General features: G+C 45.0%; 23 protein-coding genes. 13 read left to right on the top strand and 10 right to left on the bottom strand.

Going from position 1 to position 22,095, the window contains the following annotated elements; all coding sequences use genetic code 11:
• Positions 1 to 49: 49 nt before the first annotated feature.
• From NCI00_RS09490 to NCI00_RS09475, 4 genes are read right to left on the bottom strand one after another with little or no spacing between them, the layout of a single operon-like run.
• Positions 50 to 898, bottom strand: coding sequence for a DUF4097 family beta strand repeat-containing protein (locus NCI00_RS09490; protein ID WP_253526915.1), 849 nt, complete (start codon positions 896 to 898; stop codon positions 50 to 52).
• A 4-nt stretch (positions 899 to 902) separates the two neighbouring features.
• Complete coding sequence (locus NCI00_RS09485) at positions 903 to 1,775, bottom strand: DUF4097 family beta strand repeat-containing protein (protein WP_253526914.1); 873 nt, start codon at positions 1,773 to 1,775, stop codon at positions 903 to 905.
• A gap of 25 nt (positions 1,776 to 1,800) precedes the next feature.
• Positions 1,801 to 2,622, bottom strand: a complete 822-nt coding sequence (locus tag NCI00_RS09480) for a zf-HC2 domain-containing protein (protein ID WP_253526913.1) — start codon at positions 2,620 to 2,622, stop codon at positions 1,801 to 1,803.
• Positions 2,597 to 3,145 carry an RNA polymerase sigma factor gene (locus NCI00_RS09475; protein ID WP_253527603.1) on the bottom strand — a complete coding sequence of 183 codons (549 nt, stop codon included), beginning with the start codon at positions 3,143 to 3,145 and terminating at the stop codon, positions 2,597 to 2,599. The genes NCI00_RS09480 and NCI00_RS09475 overlap by 26 nt, the downstream gene beginning before the upstream one ends.
• Before the next feature lie 226 nt (positions 3,146 to 3,371).
• On the opposite strand from NCI00_RS09475, the gene NCI00_RS09470 reads away from it, so the two are divergent.
• From NCI00_RS09470 to NCI00_RS09445, 6 genes are all read left to right on the top strand, one after another.
• A complete protein-coding gene (locus NCI00_RS09470; protein ID WP_253526912.1) occupies positions 3,372 to 3,890 on the top strand; it encodes a GFO_1088 family ECF-type sigma factor in 519 nt (172 codons plus the stop codon).
• A complete protein-coding gene (locus tag NCI00_RS09465; protein ID WP_253526911.1) occupies positions 3,874 to 4,638 on the top strand; it encodes a HEAT repeat domain-containing protein in 765 nt (254 codons plus the stop codon). The genes NCI00_RS09470 and NCI00_RS09465 overlap by 17 nt, the downstream gene beginning before the upstream one ends.
• A 119-nt stretch (positions 4,639 to 4,757) precedes the next feature.
• Positions 4,758 to 5,534 carry a DUF4097 family beta strand repeat-containing protein gene (locus NCI00_RS09460; protein WP_253526909.1) on the top strand — a complete coding sequence of 259 codons (777 nt, stop codon included), beginning with the start codon at positions 4,758 to 4,760 and terminating at the stop codon, positions 5,532 to 5,534.
• Positions 5,535 to 5,556: 22 nt separating this feature from the next.
• A complete protein-coding gene (locus NCI00_RS09455) occupies positions 5,557 to 6,255 on the top strand; it encodes a DUF4097 family beta strand repeat-containing protein (RefSeq protein ID WP_253526907.1) in 699 nt (232 codons plus the stop codon).
• A gap of 153 nt (positions 6,256 to 6,408) precedes the next feature.
• Positions 6,409 to 7,932: a PQQ-dependent sugar dehydrogenase gene (locus tag NCI00_RS09450; protein WP_253526905.1), complete on the top strand. Its 1,524-nt coding sequence runs from the start codon at positions 6,409 to 6,411 to the stop codon at positions 7,930 to 7,932.
• 18 nt (positions 7,933 to 7,950) lie between these two features.
• Complete coding sequence (locus NCI00_RS09445) at positions 7,951 to 8,598, top strand: class I SAM-dependent methyltransferase (RefSeq protein ID WP_253526904.1); 648 nt, start codon at positions 7,951 to 7,953, stop codon at positions 8,596 to 8,598.
• A gap of 2 nt (positions 8,599 to 8,600) precedes the next feature.
• Here NCI00_RS09445 and menD read toward each other — a convergent pair whose 3' ends face one another.
• Complete coding sequence (gene menD, locus NCI00_RS09440; protein WP_253526903.1) at positions 8,601 to 10,325, bottom strand: 2-succinyl-5-enolpyruvyl-6-hydroxy-3-cyclohexene-1-carboxylic-acid synthase; 1,725 nt, start codon at positions 10,323 to 10,325, stop codon at positions 8,601 to 8,603.
• A gap of 116 nt (positions 10,326 to 10,441) precedes the next feature.
• Positions 10,442 to 10,900: an Lrp/AsnC family transcriptional regulator gene (locus NCI00_RS09435; protein WP_253526902.1), complete on the bottom strand. Its 459-nt coding sequence runs from the start codon at positions 10,898 to 10,900 to the stop codon at positions 10,442 to 10,444.
• 241 nt (positions 10,901 to 11,141) lie between these two features.
• Here NCI00_RS09435 and ald point away from each other — a divergent pair, with 241 nt between their 5' ends.
• Positions 11,142 to 12,272: an alanine dehydrogenase gene (gene ald / locus NCI00_RS09430; protein ID WP_114462193.1), complete on the top strand. Its 1,131-nt coding sequence runs from the start codon at positions 11,142 to 11,144 to the stop codon at positions 12,270 to 12,272.
• 511 nt (positions 12,273 to 12,783) lie between these two features.
• On the opposite strand, the gene NCI00_RS09425 is transcribed toward ald, so the two are convergent.
• Together NCI00_RS09425 and NCI00_RS09420 are read right to left on the bottom strand one after the other, a co-directional pair.
• Complete coding sequence (locus tag NCI00_RS09425; protein WP_253526901.1) at positions 12,784 to 14,583, bottom strand: acyl-CoA dehydrogenase; 1,800 nt, start codon at positions 14,581 to 14,583, stop codon at positions 12,784 to 12,786.
• A gap of 54 nt (positions 14,584 to 14,637) precedes the next feature.
• Positions 14,638 to 16,350, bottom strand: coding sequence for an AMP-binding protein (locus NCI00_RS09420; protein ID WP_253526900.1), 1,713 nt, complete (start codon positions 16,348 to 16,350; stop codon positions 14,638 to 14,640).
• A gap of 198 nt (positions 16,351 to 16,548) precedes the next feature.
• Between NCI00_RS09420 and NCI00_RS09415 the strand changes: the two genes are divergently transcribed.
• The 5 genes from NCI00_RS09415 (at position 16,549) to NCI00_RS09395 (ending at position 18,651) form a co-directional block, all read left to right on the top strand.
• Positions 16,549 to 17,100, top strand: a complete 552-nt coding sequence (locus NCI00_RS09415; RefSeq protein WP_253526899.1) for an RNA polymerase sigma factor — start codon at positions 16,549 to 16,551, stop codon at positions 17,098 to 17,100.
• A 45-nt stretch (positions 17,101 to 17,145) separates the two neighbouring features.
• On the top strand, positions 17,146 to 17,487 hold the full coding sequence (locus NCI00_RS09410; protein ID WP_253526898.1) for a hypothetical protein: 342 nt from the start codon (positions 17,146 to 17,148) through the stop codon (positions 17,485 to 17,487).
• 246 nt (positions 17,488 to 17,733) lie between these two features.
• Positions 17,734 to 17,988: a hypothetical protein gene (locus NCI00_RS09405; protein ID WP_114462198.1), complete on the top strand. Its 255-nt coding sequence runs from the start codon at positions 17,734 to 17,736 to the stop codon at positions 17,986 to 17,988.
• Positions 17,989 to 18,014: 26 nt separating this feature from the next.
• Positions 18,015 to 18,215 (top strand): hypothetical protein, encoded by a 201-nt coding sequence (locus tag NCI00_RS09400; RefSeq protein WP_253526897.1) that lies wholly within the window; start codon positions 18,015 to 18,017, stop codon positions 18,213 to 18,215.
• Positions 18,216 to 18,234: 19 nt separating this feature from the next.
• The gene (locus tag NCI00_RS09395; RefSeq protein WP_253526896.1) at positions 18,235 to 18,651 is read left to right on the top strand and encodes an Hsp20/alpha crystallin family protein; all 417 of its coding nucleotides are present in this window, start codon (positions 18,235 to 18,237) and stop codon (positions 18,649 to 18,651) included.
• A gap of 94 nt (positions 18,652 to 18,745) precedes the next feature.
• Here the strand turns inward: NCI00_RS09395 and NCI00_RS09390 are convergent, their stop codons facing one another.
• Complete coding sequence (locus NCI00_RS09390; RefSeq protein WP_253526895.1) at positions 18,746 to 19,861, bottom strand: D-TA family PLP-dependent enzyme; 1,116 nt, start codon at positions 19,859 to 19,861, stop codon at positions 18,746 to 18,748.
• A 433-nt stretch (positions 19,862 to 20,294) separates the two neighbouring features.
• Between NCI00_RS09390 and NCI00_RS09385 the strand changes: the two genes are divergently transcribed.
• Positions 20,295 to 21,290 (top strand): ribonucleotide-diphosphate reductase subunit beta, encoded by a 996-nt coding sequence (locus NCI00_RS09385; RefSeq protein WP_114069460.1) that lies wholly within the window; start codon positions 20,295 to 20,297, stop codon positions 21,288 to 21,290.
• Between the two features lie 62 nt (positions 21,291 to 21,352).
• Here the strand turns inward: NCI00_RS09385 and NCI00_RS09380 are convergent, their stop codons facing one another.
• Positions 21,353 to 21,967 carry a deoxynucleoside kinase gene (locus NCI00_RS09380; RefSeq protein WP_114462201.1) on the bottom strand — a complete coding sequence of 205 codons (615 nt, stop codon included), beginning with the start codon at positions 21,965 to 21,967 and terminating at the stop codon, positions 21,353 to 21,355.
• Positions 21,968 to 22,095: the final 128 nt, after the last annotated feature.

The raw sequence follows: 22,095 nt of genomic DNA, 5'->3' as shown, positions 1-22,095 counted from the left end.
AGTAGGCTGGTGCGGCGCAGTCCTCGCCGACGTTACCATGTGTGCGAATTTACTTGGCTTTGCGGATGTAAATATTGCCGTGCATGTTTTTCATCATTATTTCACTACCTCCTCCGTTGACTTTTCCCTGAATCCAGTCATCTACGCTGACTTTGTACATACCGTCTTTGCTTACCCGATTGGTTTTGGGTTGGGTTTTGTCCACGTCTACGTCAAAGTCACTGTAAATTTCGCCCCGATCAGATTTGAGTTTTACGTCAAATTTCGCCGAAGGTGGAAACATAACATCAACGCTGCCATTGAGAGACGTAAACGCCATCGGCGATTCGGCGTTGATACTTTTGAAGTTTGCTTTTACGCCACCGTTTACGGTAGTAGCCACGGCCGAGCCCGACACATTTACGAGCTTGATGGCACCATTTACGTTGCTGATTTCCAATTCTCCGCTCACGTTTTCTATCAAAATATCGCCGTTGTTGACTGTACTTACTTTCAGGCCAAACTGCTGCGGTACTTTAATGGTGAGATTCATGGGACGCTTCATGAATTGCGACGTTACTTTGATGGTGTTGTTGCGCTCTTCGGCCGTAATGTCAATACCGCCGTTGGTAGAGATTTTTTTCATTCCTGCGGCAAGTTCGTCGTTTTTATGCTCAGTTTTTTTACCGCTGTAGGCTTCGGCAACGGCGTCAATAACGACCTCTTTGCCAGCGTAGCCTATCACATGAATAGAGCCATTGATTAAACTTACCCGTAAAGAACCGGGCTTGTTGGGCTCGCTCAAAGGAACGACCAATTGTTCTTTGATTTCGTTTTTGGCCTCGTTTTGTGCTACCAATGGGGCAGCGTAAGTCATTGCCAGGGCTAAAACTGCGATACTTATGTGGGTGGTTTTCATCTTGTTAGGATTGCTTTTTAATGTATATGTTTCCGTTAAATGTTTCAAATCTAAATATCTTGCCTCCATTGCCGATTCTGATAGACGTCTCGGTGTTGAGTTTGTAGGTAGTGCTTTTGTCGCCTTTGGATTCTTGGTTTTTGATGACTTTGACAGGAAGTGACTCAACATCGGGAAAGTCGGTGTAGAACTCTCCTCTGAAACTTTTAAATTCGCAGTCAGCCGAAAGATTGGCAGGGTAGCTGATTTTGATGTCGCCGTTGAGGGTTTTGTAATCCGATTTTCCGGGAGGAATGGCGGTATAATTGGCTTCTACATTCCCGTTAACGGTGCGTACTTCGGTGGCACCTTTGGCGTTGATTAGTGCAATGGCCCCGTTTACGTTGTACACATGCAGAGTACCTGTCACATCCTTGACCGATAAATCGCCGCCGTTGACGGTCGAAACGTGCAGATTCATGGCAAATGGCACTTTGACTATGAAGTCTAGATCATATTTATATTCAATGCGGCGATTATCGTTTCGGCCTTTCCAGTTGTTGCGATTGGGCCGTGAATCATAAGGTTCAAGAATGTAGACGATGACGCTATCTTCATTTTGTTCAAACATCAGCTTAAATTCTTCTTTGCCTTGGTCTAGTATATCTTTGGTTTTACCCGAAATCGTTTTGGCTACCTCTAGCACTACTTTATCACCCGCATAGCCTTCCACAGTGATAGAACCGTTGATGTTGTAAATTGCCAGCGTACTACTTGCTGCATTTTTTATAAGTGCATATTCTTTGACAATTTGCTCTTTAAATTCGTGCGTTTGGGCGGGGGCTTGGGTACAAGACAGCACCACCCCCGCTAAAAAGGGGATAAGGGAACGTTTCATAGCTATTAAAATGGATGATTGGTTTCTAAGATAAATCTTTGATGGTCTGCTGAATTTTGGTTTTGACGAGGTCGTTCAAATCGTCACGGCGCAGCATTTGTCTAAATGCTTTAATAGAGCGTTTTTCTTGTAATTTTACCATCACATCGGCCAAAGCCACTTGTACCAAGGGCGACTCCTGATGTGAGAGCGAAAGCACCAAGCCTTCCCGCACCTGCGGGTCGTGGGCCAGTTCGGCCAAGGCATCCAATGTCACCAAGCGTACATTAACATTTGGGTCATTGTTGAGGGTCGTAAACAAAGCTTTCAGAACTTTATCGTCCACTTCATGGATTTCCTTGGTATAACTGACGGCTTTGAGGCGCTCAGTTGCCGAAGGGTTATCAATCATTGAAAGCATCATCATTTGTCGCATTTCCTGGACTTCGGCAGAGAGCGCCTCCATTTTTACTTCCTGCGGGCGGTTGAGCCAATAGCCCACAAATAGTCCTATACTCAACAAACACACGCTATAAGCAACGCGAAGAGCCAGTTGAGGTGTCCATAATTGTTGGAGTTTTTGGACAAAATCCTGCCACGTATTACGGTTTTTCTTAGCTTCGGTTTTTTTGTAGGTATCAAGCATTGCATAAAACCCCTCGCGCATAGCTCCGCTGGGTTCGGGCGTGGCAGATACTTTCCCTAGTAGTTTCCACAATTGCTGGTCGGCTTCAAATTCTTGCTGGCAATCAGCACACCTCGCCAAATGTCTCTCTATTTCTTTTTGGTCGGTTTCTGAGAGTTGGTGATTTAGCCAGCCCGTTAGCCGTTCTTTTGCGTTTTCACAGTTCATGAGCTTTGCTTCCATTTTCAATCTTTAAGAAATTTTTTTTTAACTCCCCCAACGCCCGGTGGACGCGCACCTTTACGGCGCCTTCGGTGGTATGCAAGATGGCGGCAATTTCTTCGTATTTTAATTCCTGAAACCGACTCAGTACCAATACTTCACGGTGTTCGGGGCTTAATTTGCCAAGTGCCGCATGGAGCGCATCCAATTCTTGCTGTTTTTCAAGCTGTTCGTCGGCCGCGATTCCCCCGCCCAATTTATCGGTCAGGTCGGCGATGTCGAAAGGATGCCCTCCCCAACGTTCTGTTTGTCGAAACGAATCATTTAGAATATTTCGCGCCAAATGATACATCCACGTTCTAAATTCACCTTCTCCGTTGAAAGTATGGCGATATTTCAACATTCTATAAAACACATTTTGGACTAAGTCTTCGCAAGCGTGGGCTTGGCCCGTCATGTGGTACAAAAAAGCAAACAACGGACGATGGTAACGCTCAAAGAGCAAGCCCATCTGGTCGATGTCGCCGGCTTTGACCCGGAGCATAAGTGCATTATCCGTGAGAGCGTTCAAGCGTTTAGAGAATGGTTTGTCAGGTGATTTGTACGTGGTAACTTCGGGCTTGGAAGAAGGTTACAGCGATTTGGAAAAATTGTTGCAATATTTTTTGCTAAAGAGAAAATAGCTAATGAAATGTACCTAAAATCGGTGGTACAAAAAAAGTTGCGTTTTTTTGTAATGTTTTTCCGACTCAATCGTCTATGCTCTTGAAATGGATTTAAAAGCCTTTACACAACTGGTGCTTCCCACTCAGGGCCGACTTTTTAGGTTGGCCAAGCTGTTTCTTAGCAATCGCGAAGAAGCCGAGGATACCTTGCAGGAAGTGTTGTTGAAGCTTTGGACCAATCGACAACAATTGGAATCGTATCAAAGTATAGAGGCCTTTGCGGTACAAGTGACCCGAAATCTGTGTTTAGATAAACTGAAATCAAAAGCGTTTCAAACCACAACGGGCGAGGTAGAATTGTATGAGTTGGGTGAGGAGAGTGCATCGCCGTATCAGCAAACAGAGTTTGCAGACAGCGCGGCTCTGATGCGTCAACTGATAGATGCTTTGCCCGAACCCCAAAAATTGATTCTACACTTACGGGATGTAGAGGAGTATACTTTCGAAGAAATTGAACAGGCAACAGGACTGAATATCAATAACATAAGAGTGATTCTGTCGAGAGCGCGGAAGGAAGTAAGAGATGGGTATTTAAAAGCAAACAATTATGAGTCACGCTATTGAGAAGTTATTAGATAAATATTACGAAGGCGATACCACGCTGGAAGAAGAGCGCGAATTGCGGGAATTCTTCCAAGGAAATAACATTCCAGTGCATTTACAATCTCACGCTGGGCAATTCCAATATTTTGAAAAGGTTCGCCGAGAGCAGCCCTCGGCAACAACAAGTTTTCGGATAGTTACGAATCTGAAAGAACAAGGCAACGTACGCCGTTTTACATTTTGGGGAATGCGCATCGCAGCCGGAGTTACGCTGATTCTTTTGGGGTTTGGAGGAGGAGTACTCTATACAAATCGGAGTTTGCAGCCAGCTGATAATGAGCCGAAAGAGATAGTAGCCATGAAAAAAGTGTTGCGATTTGAGCAAGGAGAGCAAACCTCAGCGAGCGAACGGATTCAGGCCGTCAATTTGAGCGCCCAACTCCACCATGCCGACGAAGATATTACGCAAATGCTCATCAACACCATGAATTTTGACGACAATGTAAACGTGCGTCTGGCGGCGTGTCAGGCACTGCGCCGCTTTGAAAATGAGCCTTTGGTGCGTGAAGGATTCATTCAATCGCTCAGTATTCAGACCGACCCCAATGTGCAGCTGACTTTGATTGAAATTTTGGTTGCTATCAAAGAAAAACGCGCAACGGAAGAAATGCAGCGATTGGCCCAAAATAAAGAAGTGATGGAGGTAGTGCGTATGAAAGCCGAAGAAGGGTTTACCCACTTAACCCAATTGAAGAAAAAAAGAGTCTAGGGGAAAAAGTGTTGAGTCCTGATAATAAATGAGAGTCGTTAAACATCGCAATCAAAAAAGTCTTACCAACGAATTAGCAAATAACCACAAACGAGTGCCTTAGTACTCACAATCAAACCATGAAACGAAACATGTTATTAAGTGCCCTGTTTTTAGGGTGCTTTGGGGGCGTCTTTGCCCAAGAATTTAAAACCAAATTAGCCAACGCCAAAGACCGCAAAATTAGCATAGAAATGGACGCTGGCGACCTAAAAATTGAAGGATACGATGGCGATGAAGTGATTATCAAAGGAAATGGTTTTGAAGCGCCACCCGAACAAGCCAAAGGACTAAAGGCACTCTACAATACGGCAGTTGATAACACGGGCATTGGACTGGCGGTTACTTCTCAGGCTACGGTATTAAAAATCGAAAAAGCCTCACGAAAGCACGTTACGTATACGTTACGGGTTCCCAAAAAAGCGGCTATTTTTTATGAGCAAACCAATTGGAATCGAGCCAATATTACCATCAATAATGTGGAGGGAGATTTGGAAATAAAGACCAATAACGGGAAAATAGAATTGAATAACGTAACGGGTCCCGTCGTGGCCAATAGTACTGCGGGTGATGTTAAAGTGGTGTATTCGAGCTTGAGCCAAGAAAAACCTACTTCTATCTCCGTCATTAGCGGCGCAATCGACGTGACGCTACCCGCCAACGCCAAAGCTAATCTGAACATGCGGTCTATCACGGGAGAAATGTATACCGATTTTGACCTCGGCCAAAAAGCATCCAAAGATGGCCTCCCTAAAGTAGGCGGCGGACACGACATTGAGGCCACCACCAACGGCGGCGGTGTGGCGGTTCACTTGAAAAGCATCAGCAGCAATATTTATCTACGCAAACAAAAATAACCTAACCCCAACGCATACAGCCATGAAAATTGTTTCTCTGCTTTTGCTTTTAGGCTTTACGGCCAGCGCAGCTTTTGCCCAAAAAATCATTGAAAAAAAATTTCCGTTTTCTACCAGCCAAACCGTAAATCTCAACCTCAAATTTGCCGACAGCATTCAGGTGCGGTACTGGGACAAAGCCGAGGTATCGGTACGAATCGCGGTGGTCATCAACAGCGGACGGCTTAATGATGCCTTAAAGGTAGAATCAGGGGCCACCGCTGACGAAATCACCCTCAAAACCGACTTTGATAAAGACCTTTTGAAAAAAGGGAATGTCGAAGATTGTCCCGGAGAAAAACACAAATGGCGGACCGAACACAACGGAGCCGACCATTATGTGTGCAGCAAAATCAATTATCAAGTCTATCTGCCCAAAAATGCCAAGTTAAAACTGGAAACCATCAATGGCAATATCGACATCAAAGGCGCTTCTGGGCCAGTATTTGCCAAAACCATCAGCGGCTATGTAGATTTTAGTTGGCCCAAGACTAAGGGAGCCAACATCGCCATGAAAACCATCACGGGGGAGGTATACACAGATTTGAACATTGACTTCAAAACCAAAAGACAAAAGAATCCGATTGTGGGCTATTTATTGGAGGGAACCGTCAACGGCGGCGGGCCAGATTTGAGGCTGGAATCCATCAGCAATAATGTATATGTTCGGAGGAAAGATTAATGTATAAATGGGTTTCTAATAAATTGATTTTTAGAGCCATAGTCATTTTTTTGATTAAAAGGCAGGAATAAAGCAGAAGCTTGAATTTACTTTGGTACGCCAAAAACTTTACGGCTGTTAAAATCGTATCTTAGGGTAAAAAAACTCAGGCGTATGAAAACGATTTACATCTTCTTGATTCCTGTCTTTTTTGTATTTTATGGATTTGGACAAACACCGCCTTCCGTCACGCCCACGAGCGCTTTTATTAGTTATGGTTCCACCGTCACCCTAACCGCTTCGGGCTGTGCCGGAACGGTCAACTGGTCTAATGGACAAACAGGTGCGTCGATTTCCGTTTCTCCCAAACAAAGTGCCCGTTTTACGGCCACCTGCACGAGCGGAATGCAGCTGAGTGGCGCCTCCAACAGTGTGCTTGTGCAGGTGGGGCTGACCACTTCCCCCTGCAACAGCAACGTGTCGGTTGCCTCCAATCTCTCAAATATAGGATACCGTTACGAATCAAGTAATTATATCATTGGTACTGGCGACATTGAAGCCAACGCAAGTGTACAATTTAAGGCGCAGAACTACGTACAGTTAAACCCTGGATTTGAAGCAAAGTCAGGAAGTGTTTTTAAAGCGTTTACGGGTAAATGTACTGAATTACAGACGAGAGAAGTACTGACTGGTCGGCAATTGCCGTGGGAAATACTCTGGGGACCTGATGACTTTATTTGGATGACCGAGAAGGGTGGAAAAATCAGCCGAGTAAATCCGCAAACGAGCGCCGTTCAAACCTTGATTACCATTTCGGATGTTTTTTCTAACGGAGAAGGTGGTTTATTGGGTATGGTGTTGCATCCCGATTTTACCAATAATCCCTACGTGTATGTTTCGTACAATTACAGCATTGACAATACCGTTTCGGGAATGCGGGTAAAAGTGGTACGTTTTACCTACAACAACGGCACCGCTACCTTGGGTAGTCCGCTGATATTGGTACAGAATATTTTAGGCAATTCCACCCACGACGGCAGTCGATTGGTCATTACCCCCGAATTGAAATTATTTGTCACTACAGGTGATGCACAAGACCTTAATGCGCCTCAGAATGATACAAACCTCAATGGTAAGATTCTGCGAATGAACTTAGATGGTTCAGTTCCCGTCGATAACCCCATTGCGGGTAGTTTAGTGTGGAGTAAAGGACACCGAAATCCGCAGGGATTGGTCTATGCCAATGGGAAATTATATTGCTCGTCGCACGGGGCGGGGATTGAAGACGAAATAAACCTCATCCAACAGTCGGGCAATTATGGCTGGCCCAACGTGGAAGGTTTCTGTGATACCCCTTCCGAAATCACATTTTGTAGCGCCAACTCGGTGATCGAACCCATTTTTTCGTCAGGAACGGGCGGTACGTGGGCATTTTGCGGGTTAGACTATTACAACAATGATGCCTATCCGCGCTGGAAAGGCCATTTGTTGTTGGTTTCTCTGAAAAACCAAACGTTGTACAGTCTCAAAGTAAGTGCCAACGGAAACACCATTGAAGGTCCTGCCAACCTGTATTTGGTAAATCAGTTCGGCCGCCTGCGCGACATTGCCATTGCGCCAAATGGGAAAGTGTATCTTTGTACCAGCAACGGCGGTAATGCAGATAAGATAATTGAAATAACGCCAATTGTGGATTAAAAATCGCCAACGCAGTCAATGCCTTCCGACTACATCCCCGCCCTGAAATACCATTTTCTGACGCCCATTTACGATTGGTTTATTTGGCTGACTATGCCCGAGATAAAGGTAAAAAAGCGGTTGATTCAACAGGCGGATATAAAAAAAGGGCAAGCTATTTTAGACTTTGGCTGCGGAACCGCTACCCTTACGCTTTTGATAGAAGACTTGCATCCTGATGGTACCATTGTGGGTTTGGATGTTGACCCTCAAATACTGACAATTGCAAATAAAAAGGCAAAGCTTAAAAATTCATCGATTCAATTAAAAGAATTTGACGGAAAAACGCTTCCTTTTACCGATGCTTCCTTTGATAAAGTGGTGTCGGCTTGGGTTTTTCATCATTTGACCACCGAGCAAAAACTTCATGCTTTTCGTGAGATACGCCGTGTGCTTAAGCCTAAAGGTGAACTGCACATTGCTGATTGGGGCAAAGCAGAAAACGGTTTGATGCGGTTTCTGTTTTTTGTGGTACAAGTGATTGACAATTTCTACACCACCAACGATAATATAAAAGGCAAAATCCCTCAATTTCTGGCAATTGAGGGATTTGAAAATGTAGAAATAAAAGGAAATCAGTCCACTCTTTTTGGGACTTTATCTTATTTGAAAGCCATTAAACGCTGAACCTAAGCCGTTCCCATGCGTCGATACGCTTCAAAAACCTCCCCATTTAGCACTGGGTCGGTAAAAATCTCCAGCAATTTGGCTTGCCCGTTTGGAGCAATGAATTCAGGCCAAACAGTGCTAAAATCTTCGCCTTCTCTTAAGGAATAATAACCCAACCCAGCATCTTCGGCGGTGTGGCGGGCGGTGGTAGAATGTCGCGTTTCGAAATACTGCTCCAATTCAGGCTGAGCCGCTGGCCCGTCGATAAGTCGGAAGATATTCCCCCCGGCGTTGTTAAACAACACTACGCGCAGATTTTGGGGAATGTGCGGGTGCCATAAAGCGTTGCGGTCGTAGAAAAAAGCCACGTCCCCAGTAATGATAAAAACGGGTTTGTCGGTCATCAAGGCCGCGCCCAACGCCGTGCTTGTGCAGCCGTCAATGCCGCTCGTGCCGCGATTGGCAAACACCTCGGCTGGGCGCGAAAGCCCAAGAAGGTTGGCGTAACGCACAGGCATACTGTTGGCAAGGTGCAGAACGCTGTTTTCGGGTAAGTTTTCCAAGACATTGCTTACCAATGCAAATTCATTCCAACGAGGTTCTTGCCGTAAAAATTGGTGTACGCTTCGTTTTCCCTGTCGGTCGGCTTGCAGCCATGCTTCCCGAAAGGCCCCGCGCCCGTCGTCGTCAGAATCATTTTGCACAAACTGCTGATAATCTAGGTCTTCCAATAATTTTTGAAAAAAATACAACGGCTCCACGGGAATTTGCGTGGTGAGCGTTTGAAACGTATCAATGAGCTGTTCGGTCGTTTTAACGTGCCAATGACGGGCAGGAGAATAGTTTCGAAGAAAAAGTTTAAAGTTTTTAGAAATGAACGAGTCACCGACCGTAATCAGCAAATCGGGCTGGAGTGTCGTTAACAATTCTTCATTTTTCCCGCGTAAGAACACATCGTGTTGCCGTACAAAGGCCTCATTAACAGGAACATTTGATATAATATCTCCCAAGACAGGCACGCCCATTTCTTCGCTAAATTCTTTCAGAACCGTCCACAGTGCCGATGCAGGCGGCAATTGCCCCACGGCGATGAGCACGCGATTGGCATTCTCAAATTCGTTTTGTAATCGGTGCCAAGTGTCGGTGCTCAGGGTTGGTTCGGTAGCAAGTCGCTCGACCAATTTGACGTGACGGTCGTACGTAATTTTTTCGTCTGCTACTGGATAAAACGGCTCCCGAATGGGCACGTTGACATGCACTGGGCCTTTGGGGGCCGTTTGTGATAAATTAATCGCTTCATTTAAGACGCGTTCAATATACCAATTGGCATCCGGATGCGCGTAGTCAGAAGGTAAGTCAAACGATTTTTTGACGTGTTTACCGTACAGCTCGTTCTGATAAATGGTCTGTCCGTCTTGCTGGTGAATCCATTCTTTGGGGCGGTCGGCGGTAAAAACCAGCAACGGAATTTCCTGAAAATACGCCTCCACCACGGCAGGAGCTAAGTTGTAAGCGGCACTCCCCGAAGTACATACCAGCGCCACGGTTTGGTGGCTGTATTGGGCCATGCCCAAACCCACAAACCCCGCTACGCGCTCATCTGGGATGACTTTTGTTTTTATACCACGATGTCGCGCAAAGGCCAAGGTCAGGGCTGCGCTCCTTGACCCTGGTGAAATAACCACATTATTAACGCCTTTGCGGGCACATATTTCGGCAATATTGTTGATAGGTTGAAGAAGCATTTTTTTGTTAGAAGTGAGGAATGAGGAGTAAGAAGTCAGGAGAGAAGACCGCAGTGGGTACTACTATTCTCGCTCCTCGCTTCTAACCGCAGCGGCGGCCGCTCCTCACACCTGATTTATATTGGTAACGACGTCGTATTTTTTACTTCCGACATTACAAAGAAACTGCTTATGTGCGAAATCGCTTTGAGGGTGGCGAGTTTTTCCTGATAAAAAGTGTGATAACTTTCCACATCCGTAGCGATAATTTTAATGAGATAATCAAACGTACCCGATACCACGCAACATTCCACGACTTCGGGCATTTGAAGCATGGCCTCGCTAAATTCCTGAAAATTCTCCCGTTGCTGTTTATCAAGCGTTACGTTGCAAAAGACCGTAAGCCCTTTGCCAAGGCGTTTTTTATTCAAAATGGTCACGTATTTTTCAATGACGCCCTCCCGTTCAAGTTTTTTGATTCGGTCATGGACGGGCGTAATGGATAGATTGATTTCGGCGGCAATCTCCTTAATGGTCAATTGCGCGTTTGTTTGTAACAACTGCAAAATACGGTAGTCGGTTTCGTCTAAGTGCATCTGATTCAGTCGTTTTTAGGTACGATATTTTTAATTTTTACACTTACCCGAATTTTTTTCGTTTCATAACCTTTAAATCAGGACAAAACAGTAATAAATCATTTTTATCCTTAAAAATAAGAAATATTTTCTTATTTATCATTAAATAACAGGAAATATTTTTCTTTCACCTAATTTTGTATCGTAATTCCAGCCAAGACTTAAACACAATAAATTTCTGAACATTAAGCCTACTACTACTATGATCATCGGCGTACCAAAGGAAATCAAAAACAACGAAAACCGCGTGGCCTTAACGCCCGCAGGAGCAGCAGAATTTCGTAAAAACGGCCATAAAGTATATGTACAAGCTACGGCTGGGCAAGGAAGCGGTTTTGAGGACAGTGAGTACGAAGCCGTAGGTGCCACGATTTTGGGCACGATTGAGGAAGTATACGCGATTGCCGAAATGATTGTGAAAGTAAAAGAGCCTATTGCCTCCGAATATGGCCTTATCAAAGAAAACCAGTTGCTGTTTACCTACTTTCACTTTGCTTCATCGGAAGAACTGACGCACGCCATGCTGAAAAGTAACTCGGTGTGTTTGGCGTACGAAACCGTCGAAAAAGCCGACCGTTCGCTACCTTTATTGGTGCCTATGTCGGAAGTAGCGGGACGGATGGCGATTCAAGAAGGAGCCAAATACCTCGAAAAACCCATGGGTGGACGCGGTATTTTGTTGGGCGGTGTTGCGGGAGTTAAACCAGCCAATGTGTTAGTGCTTGGCGGTGGTATCGTAGGTGCGCAATCGGCCAAAATGGCGGCTGGATTGGGAGCCAACGTAACCATTGTTGATATTAATCTGAATCGACTGAGGTATCTGGAAGATATTCTTCCCGCCAATGTGGACACGGTGATGTCAAACGAATATAATATCCGTGACTTGGTAAAAAGTGCCGATTTGATTGTGGGAGCCGTACTGATTCCTGGAGCCAAAGCCCCCCACTTGGTGACACGCGATATGTTGAAATTGATGAAAAAAGGAACGGTATTGGTGGATGTAGCCGTAGACCAAGGTGGATGTATCGAAACCTGCAAGCCTACGACCCACGAAGATCCGATTTATGAAATAGATGGAATTGTGCATTACTGCGTTGCCAACATGCCAGGAGCGGTGCCTTACACCTCTACCTTAGCGTTGACCAATGCCACCCTGCCTTATGCCATTCAATTGGCCAACAAAGGCTGGCAAAAAGCATGTGCTCAAAACGAAGATTTGAAGAAAGGGTTAAATGTAGTAAACGGTAAAGTGGTCTATAAGGCCGTTGCTGACGCTTTTGGCCTTGATTTCACCTCGGTTACAGAGGTACTAGAAGAAGAATTGGTGGGTTAATTTTTTAATTGAGATTGATGTAGGAATGACCAAGCTATACCGCTTGGTCATTTTTTTTATGTCTTACATCAAAAATTGATAACGCCTAAAAATGGAGAATCAAAGTAGAATATTTTGTTTTTTTATTTTTTTGACATCAATAACACTAATTTTATCAAATATGTGTTATATTATTGAAAGCACTGAATGAAAATTATTAATGCTGTACTTTTATTCCTGAAAGGTAACAGATTGAGTCTTAAATATTTATTTTATAAGAATTTATAAAAAAAAGAATAGCATTTCGATGAAAATGCTAACTTTGCGTACCTGTTTAAGAGTTAAGAAATTGTTAATTCTCACTAAAAAGAGATACAAAATATACCAAAAATAGAAAAACAAAAACAGTATGACTTTTATGTCTATTTAAGTTTTTCTAAAAAGAGTTTTTCATAACGTTGAGTAAAGTCAAAAAGCCGAGCGGACATTCTGCACGGCTTTTTTAATTTTATTTGGATTCAAGTATTGATGATTAAAACCAGTCGGGCTGCATTTCAACCGTACCCTTAGTATGGCTTGTTAGACGCAGTGCCAAAGAGGAAATTTTGACTAGCTCATAATCAAAAAAGTAATTTGCGGTGGCTACTTTTCCTTGGTAAAAATTACGATTTTCTTCCGAATTAGTCATCATTAGCCCCTTTTGGGCCTGAATGGCCTGCTTTAACCACTGCCAAGCAATCGTCACGATTCCAAAAAAATCTAAGTAAAGGGTGGCATCGGCCAGAAATAATTCCTTATCCTGTTTGGCAAGATTCAGGAGCGAGGTCGTAACGGTTTGAACACGCTCCAAAGCTCCTTCCAACCTTGCCGCTAAATCGAGTAATTGAGGCTGGTCGGACTGCTTGGCCTCCGCAATTGTGTTCTTTATTTCCTCCATCAGATATTGCAATCCTTTTCCTCCGTGGAGGGTTAGTTTTCGACCCAATAAATCCAAGCCGTGGATACCCGTTGTGCCTTCGTGGATGGGATGGATGCGTGCTTCACGGTAATATTGTTCTACTGGAAAGTCGGTGGTGTAGCCCGCACCGCCTAAAATCTGCACCGCAGCGCTCGTGGTCTGGCAACACATTTCGGAAGGGTATGATTTGGCAACTGGCGTTAATAAATCAAGCAACAACTCGGCACGCTCTTTGGCTTCTCCTTCGGTTACGTGGGCCAAGTCTGCCCACAATCCGCACTGGAGTAGCAGCGAAAGCGCACCTTCTACCACCGATTTTTGAAACAGTAACATTCGTTTTACATCGGCGTGGTGAACGATAAGGGTTTGGGGTTGGGTTGGGTCTTTGGCGGTGATGGGGCGGCCCTGCGGGCGTTCTTTGGCGTAAGCCAACGATGCATAATATGCGGCCGTACCGATAGCGGTAGCGTTCATGCCTACGCCTACGCGGGCTTCATTCATCATTTGAAACATATACGTGAGCCCTTTGTGAGGCTCCCCCACCAAGTAGCCTAGGCAAGTTTCGTCTGAGCCAAACATCAGGTGTGCAATGGGCGCTCCCTTGTAGCCCATTTTGTGATAAACGCCCGCGGTGGTTACCCCGTTGTTGGTATGTCCATTTTCGGTAATTCGTTTTTTGGGAACCACAAACAAGGAAATCCCTTTGGTACCAGCGGGCCCACCTTTGATTTTGGCCAATAACAGATGCACAATGTTTTCGCAGGCGTCGTGGTCACCGCAGGAAATAAAGATTTTTTGACCAGTGATTTTATAAACCCCTTCCTCGCTGGTAGGCTCGGCGGCGGTGCTGATGTCGGAAAGGGAGCTGCCCGCGTTGGGCTCGGTGAGTGCCATGGTGCCCTGCCAACGTCCGCTGTACATGAGCGGCGTATATTGTTCAATAAGTTCTTTAGAACCAAAACTACGAATCAAATTGGCCGCTCCCGTGGTCAGAAAAGGATACACGCTGGCCGAATAATTAGCGGCCTGAAAAATAAATGCGGCGGCGTTTTGAACCGTAACGGGTAGCTGCTGACCGCCTTCATCGTAGCTGAACGTGGCATTGATCCAGCCATCTTCGCCAAAACGTTTGGTAATCGCTTTCATTCCTTCGTGTACACGAATAGTCCCGTCCATCAATTGTGGCTCTTTGCGGTCCATCTCGGTCAGGAGGGGGTGGAGCATCTTGTTGGCAATCTGCTCGGCTGCGTCCAGAACCATGTCAAAGGATTGCCGGTCATGGTCCTGAAAATAGTCGTAACTCGTGAGTTGCTCAACCTTGAGTAGTTCGTATAAATTGAAATGAAGGTCGCGTTTGGAGAAGAATGAAGGCATTTTTGTTGACATTAAAAACAAACGTCGAGCCGCCTCATCGGCGGCTCGACTGTCTTATTTTACGGTTTCATCGCGCAAGGCGCGGCGGAGGATTTTGCCCACGTTGGTTTTGGGGAGTTCTTGTCTGAATTCAATGTGTTTGGGGCATTTGTAAGCGGTCAGATTCTGGCGGCAGAATGCCATAATTTGCTCTTTGGTAAGGCTTTCATCTTTTTTGACCACGAATATTTTAACGGCTTCGCTTGTTTTTTCGTCGGGTACACCCACGCAGGCTACTTCCAACACCCCTGGGCACTGAGCCACTACATCTTCTACTTCGTTGGGGTACACATTAAAGCCCGAAACCAATACCATGTCTTTCTTCCGGTCAACGATTTTGAAATAACCGTCGGAATCCATAATGCCGACATCGCCCGTCTTGAACCACTGACGACCATCAACGGGGTCGGTAAACATCACCTTGGCGGTTTCGTCAGGACGGTTGTAGTATCCAGGCATTACCTGTGGGCCAAAGGCGCAGATTTCCCCCGACTCACCTACATCTGCCCAGGTGTCGTCTTCTCTTAAAATTCGCATTTCGGTGCTTGGAAAAGGAATACCGATGGTGCCGATGCGGTTCAGCTTGGGGTCGAGTGGATTGGCCGACAAAACGGGAGAGGTTTCGGAAAGACCGTAGCCTTCGGTCGGTAAATTACCGGTCAGTTTATACCAACGCTCAGCCACCACCTTTTGCAAGGCCATGCCTCCCGCCGAAGTAACTTTCAATTGACTGAAATCAATTTCGCCAAATTTCGGGTGGTTCATCAGCCCGTTATAAAGGGTATTGAGTCCAGTAAAAACCGTCACTTGGTATTTTTTTAGCTCCTTTATGAAGGCCTCCATGTCGCGGGGATTGGTAATGAGGAGGTTCATGCCACCGTTTTTGAGGGCAGAAAGGGCATTGCAAGTCAAGGCATACACATGGTACAACGGCAACGCGGCCACAAGAACATTAGGCTGCCCCTCAGGAATCGTATCAAGCAGAGGCCCCAGATAAATGCAATTGGCTTCTACGTTGGAGATGATATTACGGTGGGTCAGCATGGCTCCTTTCGAAACACCCGTTGTGCCGCCTGTGTACTGAATAAATGCCAAATCCAACTGATTTACGGCAGGTTTTGTGTACGACATAGAAGCGCCCTGCTCCACGGCATCCATGAATGACACCGCCTTAGGAAGGTGGTACGGAGGAACCATTTTTTTGACGTTCTTCACCACAAAATTAACAATCTGCTTTTTGGGAAAGCCCAGCATATCGCCAATTTGGGTCACAAACACGTGCTGAATTTGGGTGGTAGGAAGTACTTTTTCAAGTTTATCGGCAAAGTTGGCCAAAATAACGATGGCCTTGGCACCCGAATCCTTGAATTGATGCTCCATCTCGCGGGGCGTGTAGAGCGGATTGGTGTTGACAATGGTAAGCCCCGCCCGCAATGCCCCAAACATCGCTACGGGATATTGAAGAACGTTGGGCATTTGAATGGCAATCCTGTCGCCTTTTTTTAGTCCGATTTGTTGTAAATAAGCGGCAAAATCATTCGACATTTTATCAAGTTGTGCGTAGCTAATTTGCTTGCCCATGCAAGCATACGCAGGTTTAGAAGCATATTTGGTAAAGCCCTCTTCCATCATCTCCAAAAGGGATGGATAAACCTCAGGAATAACTTCGTAAGCCATTCCTGGCGGATAGAATTTAAGCCATGGAAAAGAATCAATCGTAACTGTCATAGGAATTTAGGTTGATGTTTAGAAAAAATTGTACACTACAAAGATAATAACGAAGAACTACACCCTAAGATTTCAACGATGTTTTCGTAAATAAATATTCAGGGGGCTTGTTTACGGGGGCTATTAAAAAAATATTTGAGTCAAATAAAGTAATTTTTGCCTTGATACGTCTACCTTGAAAAGCATTTATTTTTGACTTTGGCATCACAAAAATCCAATATCGTACAGACCATAAGAAAGTACAGCAAGCAATTGTTCGGCTTTATTCGGCAGCGCGTGAGCAGCGACGAAGATGCCGAGGATATTTTGCAGGATGTATGGTATCAGTTGAGCAGTCAACCCGAAGTGGAAGCCATTGAGCAAGTGGGGAGTTGGTTGTATCGGGTGGCCCGAAACCGTATTGTAGACGGCTACCGTAAGCAACGCCCCGAACGACTGGAAGACTACGGCTACGAAGACGATGAGGGCGAAATCTATTTTAAAGATTTGTTACTCGCCGACGACGGTACGCCCGAAACGGAATATTTGCGGGAAATCTTTTGGCAACAATTGTTTGACGCCCTCGACGAACTGCCTGAAAATCAACGACAGGTATTTATTTGGAACGAGTTGGAAGACGAAACCTTTCAGCAGATTGCGGACCGTACGGGCGAAAACATCAAAACCCTGATTTCTCGTAAACGCTATGCCGTTCAGCACCTGCGCCAACGCCTCGAAAGCCTGTATCAGGATTTGACCGAGGGGGGATAAATGTTTTGAATTTAATAATGAATTTGATTGATAAACAGTAAGGATATGAACAGACCACGTAACTACAGGCCTCGCTTTTGGCTATTTCCCTTTTTTGCAGCGATAGCGGCTCTGGTATTGGGAGGGGTTGTAAAATGGCTTTGGAATGCTATTCTGCCGCCTTTGCTGGGGGTGGGGATAATTTCTTTTTGGCAGGCGGTGGGTCTGCTCGTTTTGTGCCGTATTTTATTCGGGAATTTTGGACGCGGCTCTATGGGGGGAAATCACCAATGGAACCAAGAGAATCGCTTTCAGAGAGGGGGCGCGTGGCGAGAAAAATGGCGAAACATGACAGATGAAGAACGCGCCAAATTGAAAGAAGAATGGCGCAAACGCTGCCAAAAGTAGGCGCGGGTCCGCGGCGGCGTACCGTTTGCCTCCGCCCGAAATGGGCGAACCGAAAAACTGAAAAATAATAAATGTTAAATGTAAAAGTAGCGCCGCCCGCGTGGTCTCGCCTGCCTCTGCCCGGGCTAATTCAAAAAAAATGAAAATTTCTCTACATTCTTTAAAGTAATTTTTGATTTCATTCGTCATCCTTTATGTACAGCAACTTGTACGCATTTAAACGAATCATTTAAACCAATTACAGCTATGTTAACACAAGTTTCGAGAGTGATTATTGCAGGTCTTTTGGGTGGGCTATTTTTATTTATTCTTCCCTTTTTATTGTTGAAGGCCTTTTTGTTCTTTCTTTTTGCGGGGCTGATTTTCCGTTTATTTGCGGGGCGTCGCCGCCGTTATTGGAAACAATACCAAACCCATTTTGCGCCCTATGAAGACGTAACGGCGCAGTACCGAAAAGAAGGGTTGAAGGACGAGTTTCAACGCCCGACCATCAAAATCTAAACATCCCCTAAAATTACGAAACCAACATGAACCGAAGAACCAAATGGCTCTTGGGCGTGACAGTCGCGCTCATTACCGCCGCGAGTTTGCGCATTACCGTCGGGCATCATCATTGGCGAGGCCGTCGTCATCATGCTGAAGGTCATCAACAATGCGAAAGCCGTTGGCACAAACACGGTCACCAAGGCTCCGAAAAGCCCCAGACCGAACCTCAAAAAAATCAGTAACCAACTAAATTACAACAATATGCATCACCAAGGAAGATGTGGCCATGGACATCCCGGAATGGGATACGGCCACCCAGGGAAACGATTTGGCCGGCCGTTTGGAGGCGGTTCTTTCCGTGTCCCTGTCAACGTCCTGAAAACCGACAGTAGCTACCAAATTTTCGTCATTGCGCCCGACCGCGCCAAGGATGATTTCAAAATCAGTCTGAAAGGCAATGAATTGACCGTTTCGTATCAGGCCAAAGAAGAAGCAGACCAAAACAAAAATTGGATTCGGACCGAATTTAAAAAAGCGTCGTTTGAGCGTAGTTTCTTTGTCGACGAAACAATTGATTCGGCCGCAATTAGGGCCGAATATCAAAACGGAATTTTGCAGGTGACCTTACCAATTATTCCTGGCTCTGAACAACCCACGCAGGAGATTTTTGTGGCGTAGTCAGTTTAATCACCGCTACGGAGAGCCACGCAAAGTCGCTAAGATGCAGAGTTTAAAGCCCTTTGGTCTCAGCGCCTTTGCGTGATTTTTATTTTTAAACCGTAATTCTCCTTTTTCTTCCCAATACCTGCCAAGTATCGGTAATAGACTGATTTTCGACGACATAGGCTTCGTCATAAAGGTTGACCGTGGGGCAGACGTGATACGGAACTCCGTACAAAACATCACCTACGTTGATACTTTCCCAATCACTGACTTGAATCACACCATGCTCTTCACTTTGGCCGATGAGCTCATAGTTTTCCAAATTTAAAAAACGAATCCGTTTATCAATCGGGTTTTCGGCGGCTACCGCTTTATGCCCCATGTCAATGGTAATAATTCCCTTTTTAGGTTTTGAAATCACCCGGGTCAAGACCAAGGCGGCGTATTCAAAAGGTTGTTCGGGAAGTTTGTCGCCGTAGCCCCAATCCCACAATACGCACGTGCCAGGACTGCAATAGATTTCGTGATGCAACGCGTGCGCAGTAAAGGTAGGAGTACCGCCCGCGATGATAATGGGTTTGGGCAAGCCTGCTTCCTCAATAGATTCTATAAAATGTTGTACATCCACAAAGCCCGTTTCAACCTCGTGTTTGCGCGTTTCAAAATCGGGCGTTCGCAGGTGCCCGTCGTAGACGTGTAAGCCGTGGCATTTGAGGTTTGGCAGTTCGTGTAGGTGTTTGTATAAAGAAAAAATAGTGTTGTCGAGCGGGTGGCCTGAGCGGTCCATGCCGCTATTAACGTCTACAAAAACGTTGCTGATAAGGCCATGTTTTTCAAAAATCTGATTGTGGTCATCGGCGACGGCTTCGGTATCAATAAGAGAGGCAAAAAATACGTCGGGATATTTTTGACACAGCGCAACCAATCGTTCAATTTTTGGCCCGACCAATTGGTGGGCAATAATGAGGTGTTTGGCCCCTGCTATCGCGGCCATTTCAGCTTCGGCAATGGTGGCACATTTGAACTTGGAAATACCCGCTTCAAGCATCATTTTCACGATTTCGGGCATTTTGTTGGTCTTTACGTGGGTGTAAAGTCGGTCGGCACTGCCCGCAATGGCAATCATTTTTAGGATATTTTGCTGAACACGCTCTTTATAAATCAGCAGAGAAGGAGAGTCGGCTTCTGACTCATTTTGAAGAATATACCAAGGATTGAGGGTCATAAACGCAAACGGTTAATCATGTTTTCTATCTCCGTTAGATGTCTAGGGGACAATCAGAGAGTTGTGATTTTTTTAAACAGGATGAATGAAACTAAAGTTATTATCGCGGGTTATACTAAAGATTGACAAAGCCTATTCTATGGTGCAAAGCGGGCCGATTTGGGAGAAAATAAATGTGGTATAGTACCCCAACAAAGACCGCCAACGGATAACCTTTATACGTATCAATGGTAAAAAAAAAGGAATTTATTTGGTGAATGTATTGATAACCTTTGAGTTGTAAAATGCACAATAGGAATATTCTCAATAAATCCCCAAAGGGTAATTACCTGAGCACCAAAGTTAATAAATTTGTTACGTCGAACTAAGACACAGAGTTGAGTATTCATTGATAATTAAATTTTTTTACACACTTTTTTAAAAGACCTATTGTATGTCAAATTTATTAGATGCTTCTGAAGAGCCGTTATTGGTTGAAGACCCCCACCGTTTTGTGCTTTTTCCGATTAAGCACCACGACATTTGGCAATTTTATAAAAACCACGAAGCGGCCTTTTGGACAGCAGAAGAGATTGATCTTGCCTCTGATTTGCAGGATTGGGAAAAACTCAATGATGGTGAGCGCCACTTCATTTCGCACGTACTGGCTTTCTTTGCTGCATCAGATGGAATTGTGAACGAGAATTTGGCCGTTAATTTTCTAAAAGAAGTTCAGTACGCCGAAGCGAAGTGTTTCTATGGATTTCAGATTGCCATGGAAAATATCCACTCCGAGACCTATTCTTTGTTGATAGATACCTACATCAAAGACCCGACCGAAAAAGACCGTATGTTGCGGGCCATTGAAACCATCCCTTGCGTGCAGAAAAAAGCCGAATGGGCATTGCGTTGGATTGGCAACGGCACATTTGCCGAGCGCCTCATTGCTTTTGCGGCCGTTGAAGGGATATTCTTCTCGGGGTCATTCTGCTCTATTTTCTGGTTGAAAAAACGCGGTTTGATGAAAGGGCTTTCATTCTCCAACGAGCTTATCTCGCGTGACGAAGGCTTGCACCGCGACTTTGCTTGTTTGCTCTATACCGACCACATTGTCAATAAGTTGCCTGAAGAAACCGTGTATAGTTTAATCAAAGATGCGGTAGCCATTGAGCAGGAATTTGTGACCGAATCATTGCCCGTGTCGTTGATTGGAATGAATTCCAAGTTGATGAACGAGTACATCGAATTCGTAGCCGACCACTTGTTGTTGTCACTGGGCTTGCAAAAGGTCTATAATGCGGTCAATCCGTTTGATTTTATGGACATGATTTCGCTTCAGGGAAAAACCAATTTCTTTGAGAAGAAAGTGGGCGAATACCAGAAAGCAGGCGTGAAAAACTCCAGCAAAGAAAGAGAAGTACAACAACTGAGCTTTGACGCTGATTTCTAAGTCAGATTTACAGTTTAATAAAAACAGAAAAGGGAGCGTTCGGCTCCCTTTTCTGACTTCTACTACCGATACCCCAAAGCCTTATTCATTTGCTGAACAATGAAGTCAAAATCTTCGGCATTGTTTTCAAAATCAAGGCTGTTGACGTTGATAGTCAATAGCGTCCCGTCCAGATAACTGTGGGCAAAGTTTTCGTATAACTCATTCAGGTTCAACAAATATTCGTCAGAAATACTTTGCTCAAAATCGCGACCCCGTTTTTGGATTTGGCTGCGGAGTTTGGGCAAGTCTGCTTGTAGATACACAATCAAATCGGGGGCTTTGATGGCGTTTATCATCGTTTCGTACAGCATCAGGTAATTTTGGTAGTCGCGCTCTTCCATCAATTTGGAATCGGCCAAGTTTTTGGCGAAGATGAACGCATCTTCATAAATCGTACGGTCTTGCACCACGGTTTGGTAGTGCATGGAGCGGATTTTTTGGGCCTGCGAGAAGCGGCTGTTGAGAAAGAAAACCTGTAAATTGAACGACCAACGGGCCATATCTTCGTAGAAATCGGCTAAGTAAGGATTGCCTTCTACGGCTTCATACAATACGCCCCACTTGTAATGTTCTGATAGTTTACGCGCCAGTGTGGTTTTGCCCGCACCAATGTTTCCAGTAATTGCAATGTGCATTGAAGTAAAAAAGTTAACCGTTAGTAGTAATATATTTGGGGTATGAGATTTGCTGTTTGAAACGTAGAAATATACAAAAAGTCTGCGAAGATAAAGAGATTTTGCGCTTTTTCTGCCGTATATGACCG

The organism is Runella salmonicolor, from assembly GCF_024158025.1.
GTDB lineage: Bacteria > Bacteroidota > Bacteroidia > Cytophagales > Spirosomataceae > Runella > Runella salmonicolor.
This window is presented reverse-complemented; position numbering and strand designations above follow the sequence as displayed.

Coding starts and splice junctions, on each gene's coding strand:
- NCI00_RS09490 (WP_253526915.1), bottom strand. CDS start 898: ATGAAAACCACCCACATAAGTATCGCAGTTTTAGCCCTGGCAATGACT.
- NCI00_RS09485 (WP_253526914.1), bottom strand. CDS start 1,775: ATGAAACGTTCCCTTATCCCCTTTTTAGCGGGGGTGGTGCTGTCTTGT.
- NCI00_RS09480 (WP_253526913.1), bottom strand. CDS start 2,622: ATGGAAGCAAAGCTCATGAACTGTGAAAACGCAAAAGAACGGCTAACG.
- NCI00_RS09475 (WP_253527603.1), bottom strand. CDS start 3,145: ATGCTCCGGGTCAAAGCCGGCGACATCGACCAGATGGGCTTGCTCTTT.
- NCI00_RS09470 (WP_253526912.1), top strand. CDS start 3,372: ATGGATTTAAAAGCCTTTACACAACTGGTGCTTCCCACTCAGGGCCGA.
- NCI00_RS09465 (WP_253526911.1), top strand. CDS start 3,874: ATGAGTCACGCTATTGAGAAGTTATTAGATAAATATTACGAAGGCGAT.
- NCI00_RS09460 (WP_253526909.1), top strand. CDS start 4,758: ATGAAACGAAACATGTTATTAAGTGCCCTGTTTTTAGGGTGCTTTGGG.
- NCI00_RS09455 (WP_253526907.1), top strand. CDS start 5,557: ATGAAAATTGTTTCTCTGCTTTTGCTTTTAGGCTTTACGGCCAGCGCA.
- NCI00_RS09450 (WP_253526905.1), top strand. CDS start 6,409: ATGAAAACGATTTACATCTTCTTGATTCCTGTCTTTTTTGTATTTTAT.
- NCI00_RS09445 (WP_253526904.1), top strand. CDS start 7,951: ATGCCTTCCGACTACATCCCCGCCCTGAAATACCATTTTCTGACGCCC.
- menD (WP_253526903.1), bottom strand. CDS start 10,325: ATGCTTCTTCAACCTATCAACAATATTGCCGAAATATGTGCCCGCAAA.
- NCI00_RS09435 (WP_253526902.1), bottom strand. CDS start 10,900: ATGCACTTAGACGAAACCGACTACCGTATTTTGCAGTTGTTACAAACA.
- ald (WP_114462193.1), top strand. CDS start 11,142: ATGATCATCGGCGTACCAAAGGAAATCAAAAACAACGAAAACCGCGTG.
- NCI00_RS09425 (WP_253526901.1), bottom strand. CDS start 14,583: ATGCCTTCATTCTTCTCCAAACGCGACCTTCATTTCAATTTATACGAA.
- NCI00_RS09420 (WP_253526900.1), bottom strand. CDS start 16,350: ATGACAGTTACGATTGATTCTTTTCCATGGCTTAAATTCTATCCGCCA.
- NCI00_RS09410 (WP_253526898.1), top strand. CDS start 17,146: ATGAACAGACCACGTAACTACAGGCCTCGCTTTTGGCTATTTCCCTTT.
- NCI00_RS09405 (WP_114462198.1), top strand. CDS start 17,734: ATGTTAACACAAGTTTCGAGAGTGATTATTGCAGGTCTTTTGGGTGGG.
- NCI00_RS09400 (WP_253526897.1), top strand. CDS start 18,015: ATGAACCGAAGAACCAAATGGCTCTTGGGCGTGACAGTCGCGCTCATT.
- NCI00_RS09395 (WP_253526896.1), top strand. CDS start 18,235: ATGCATCACCAAGGAAGATGTGGCCATGGACATCCCGGAATGGGATAC.
- NCI00_RS09390 (WP_253526895.1), bottom strand. CDS start 19,861: ATGACCCTCAATCCTTGGTATATTCTTCAAAATGAGTCAGAAGCCGAC.
- NCI00_RS09385 (WP_114069460.1), top strand. CDS start 20,295: ATGTCAAATTTATTAGATGCTTCTGAAGAGCCGTTATTGGTTGAAGAC.
- NCI00_RS09380 (WP_114462201.1), bottom strand. CDS start 21,967: ATGCACATTGCAATTACTGGAAACATTGGTGCGGGCAAAACCACACTG.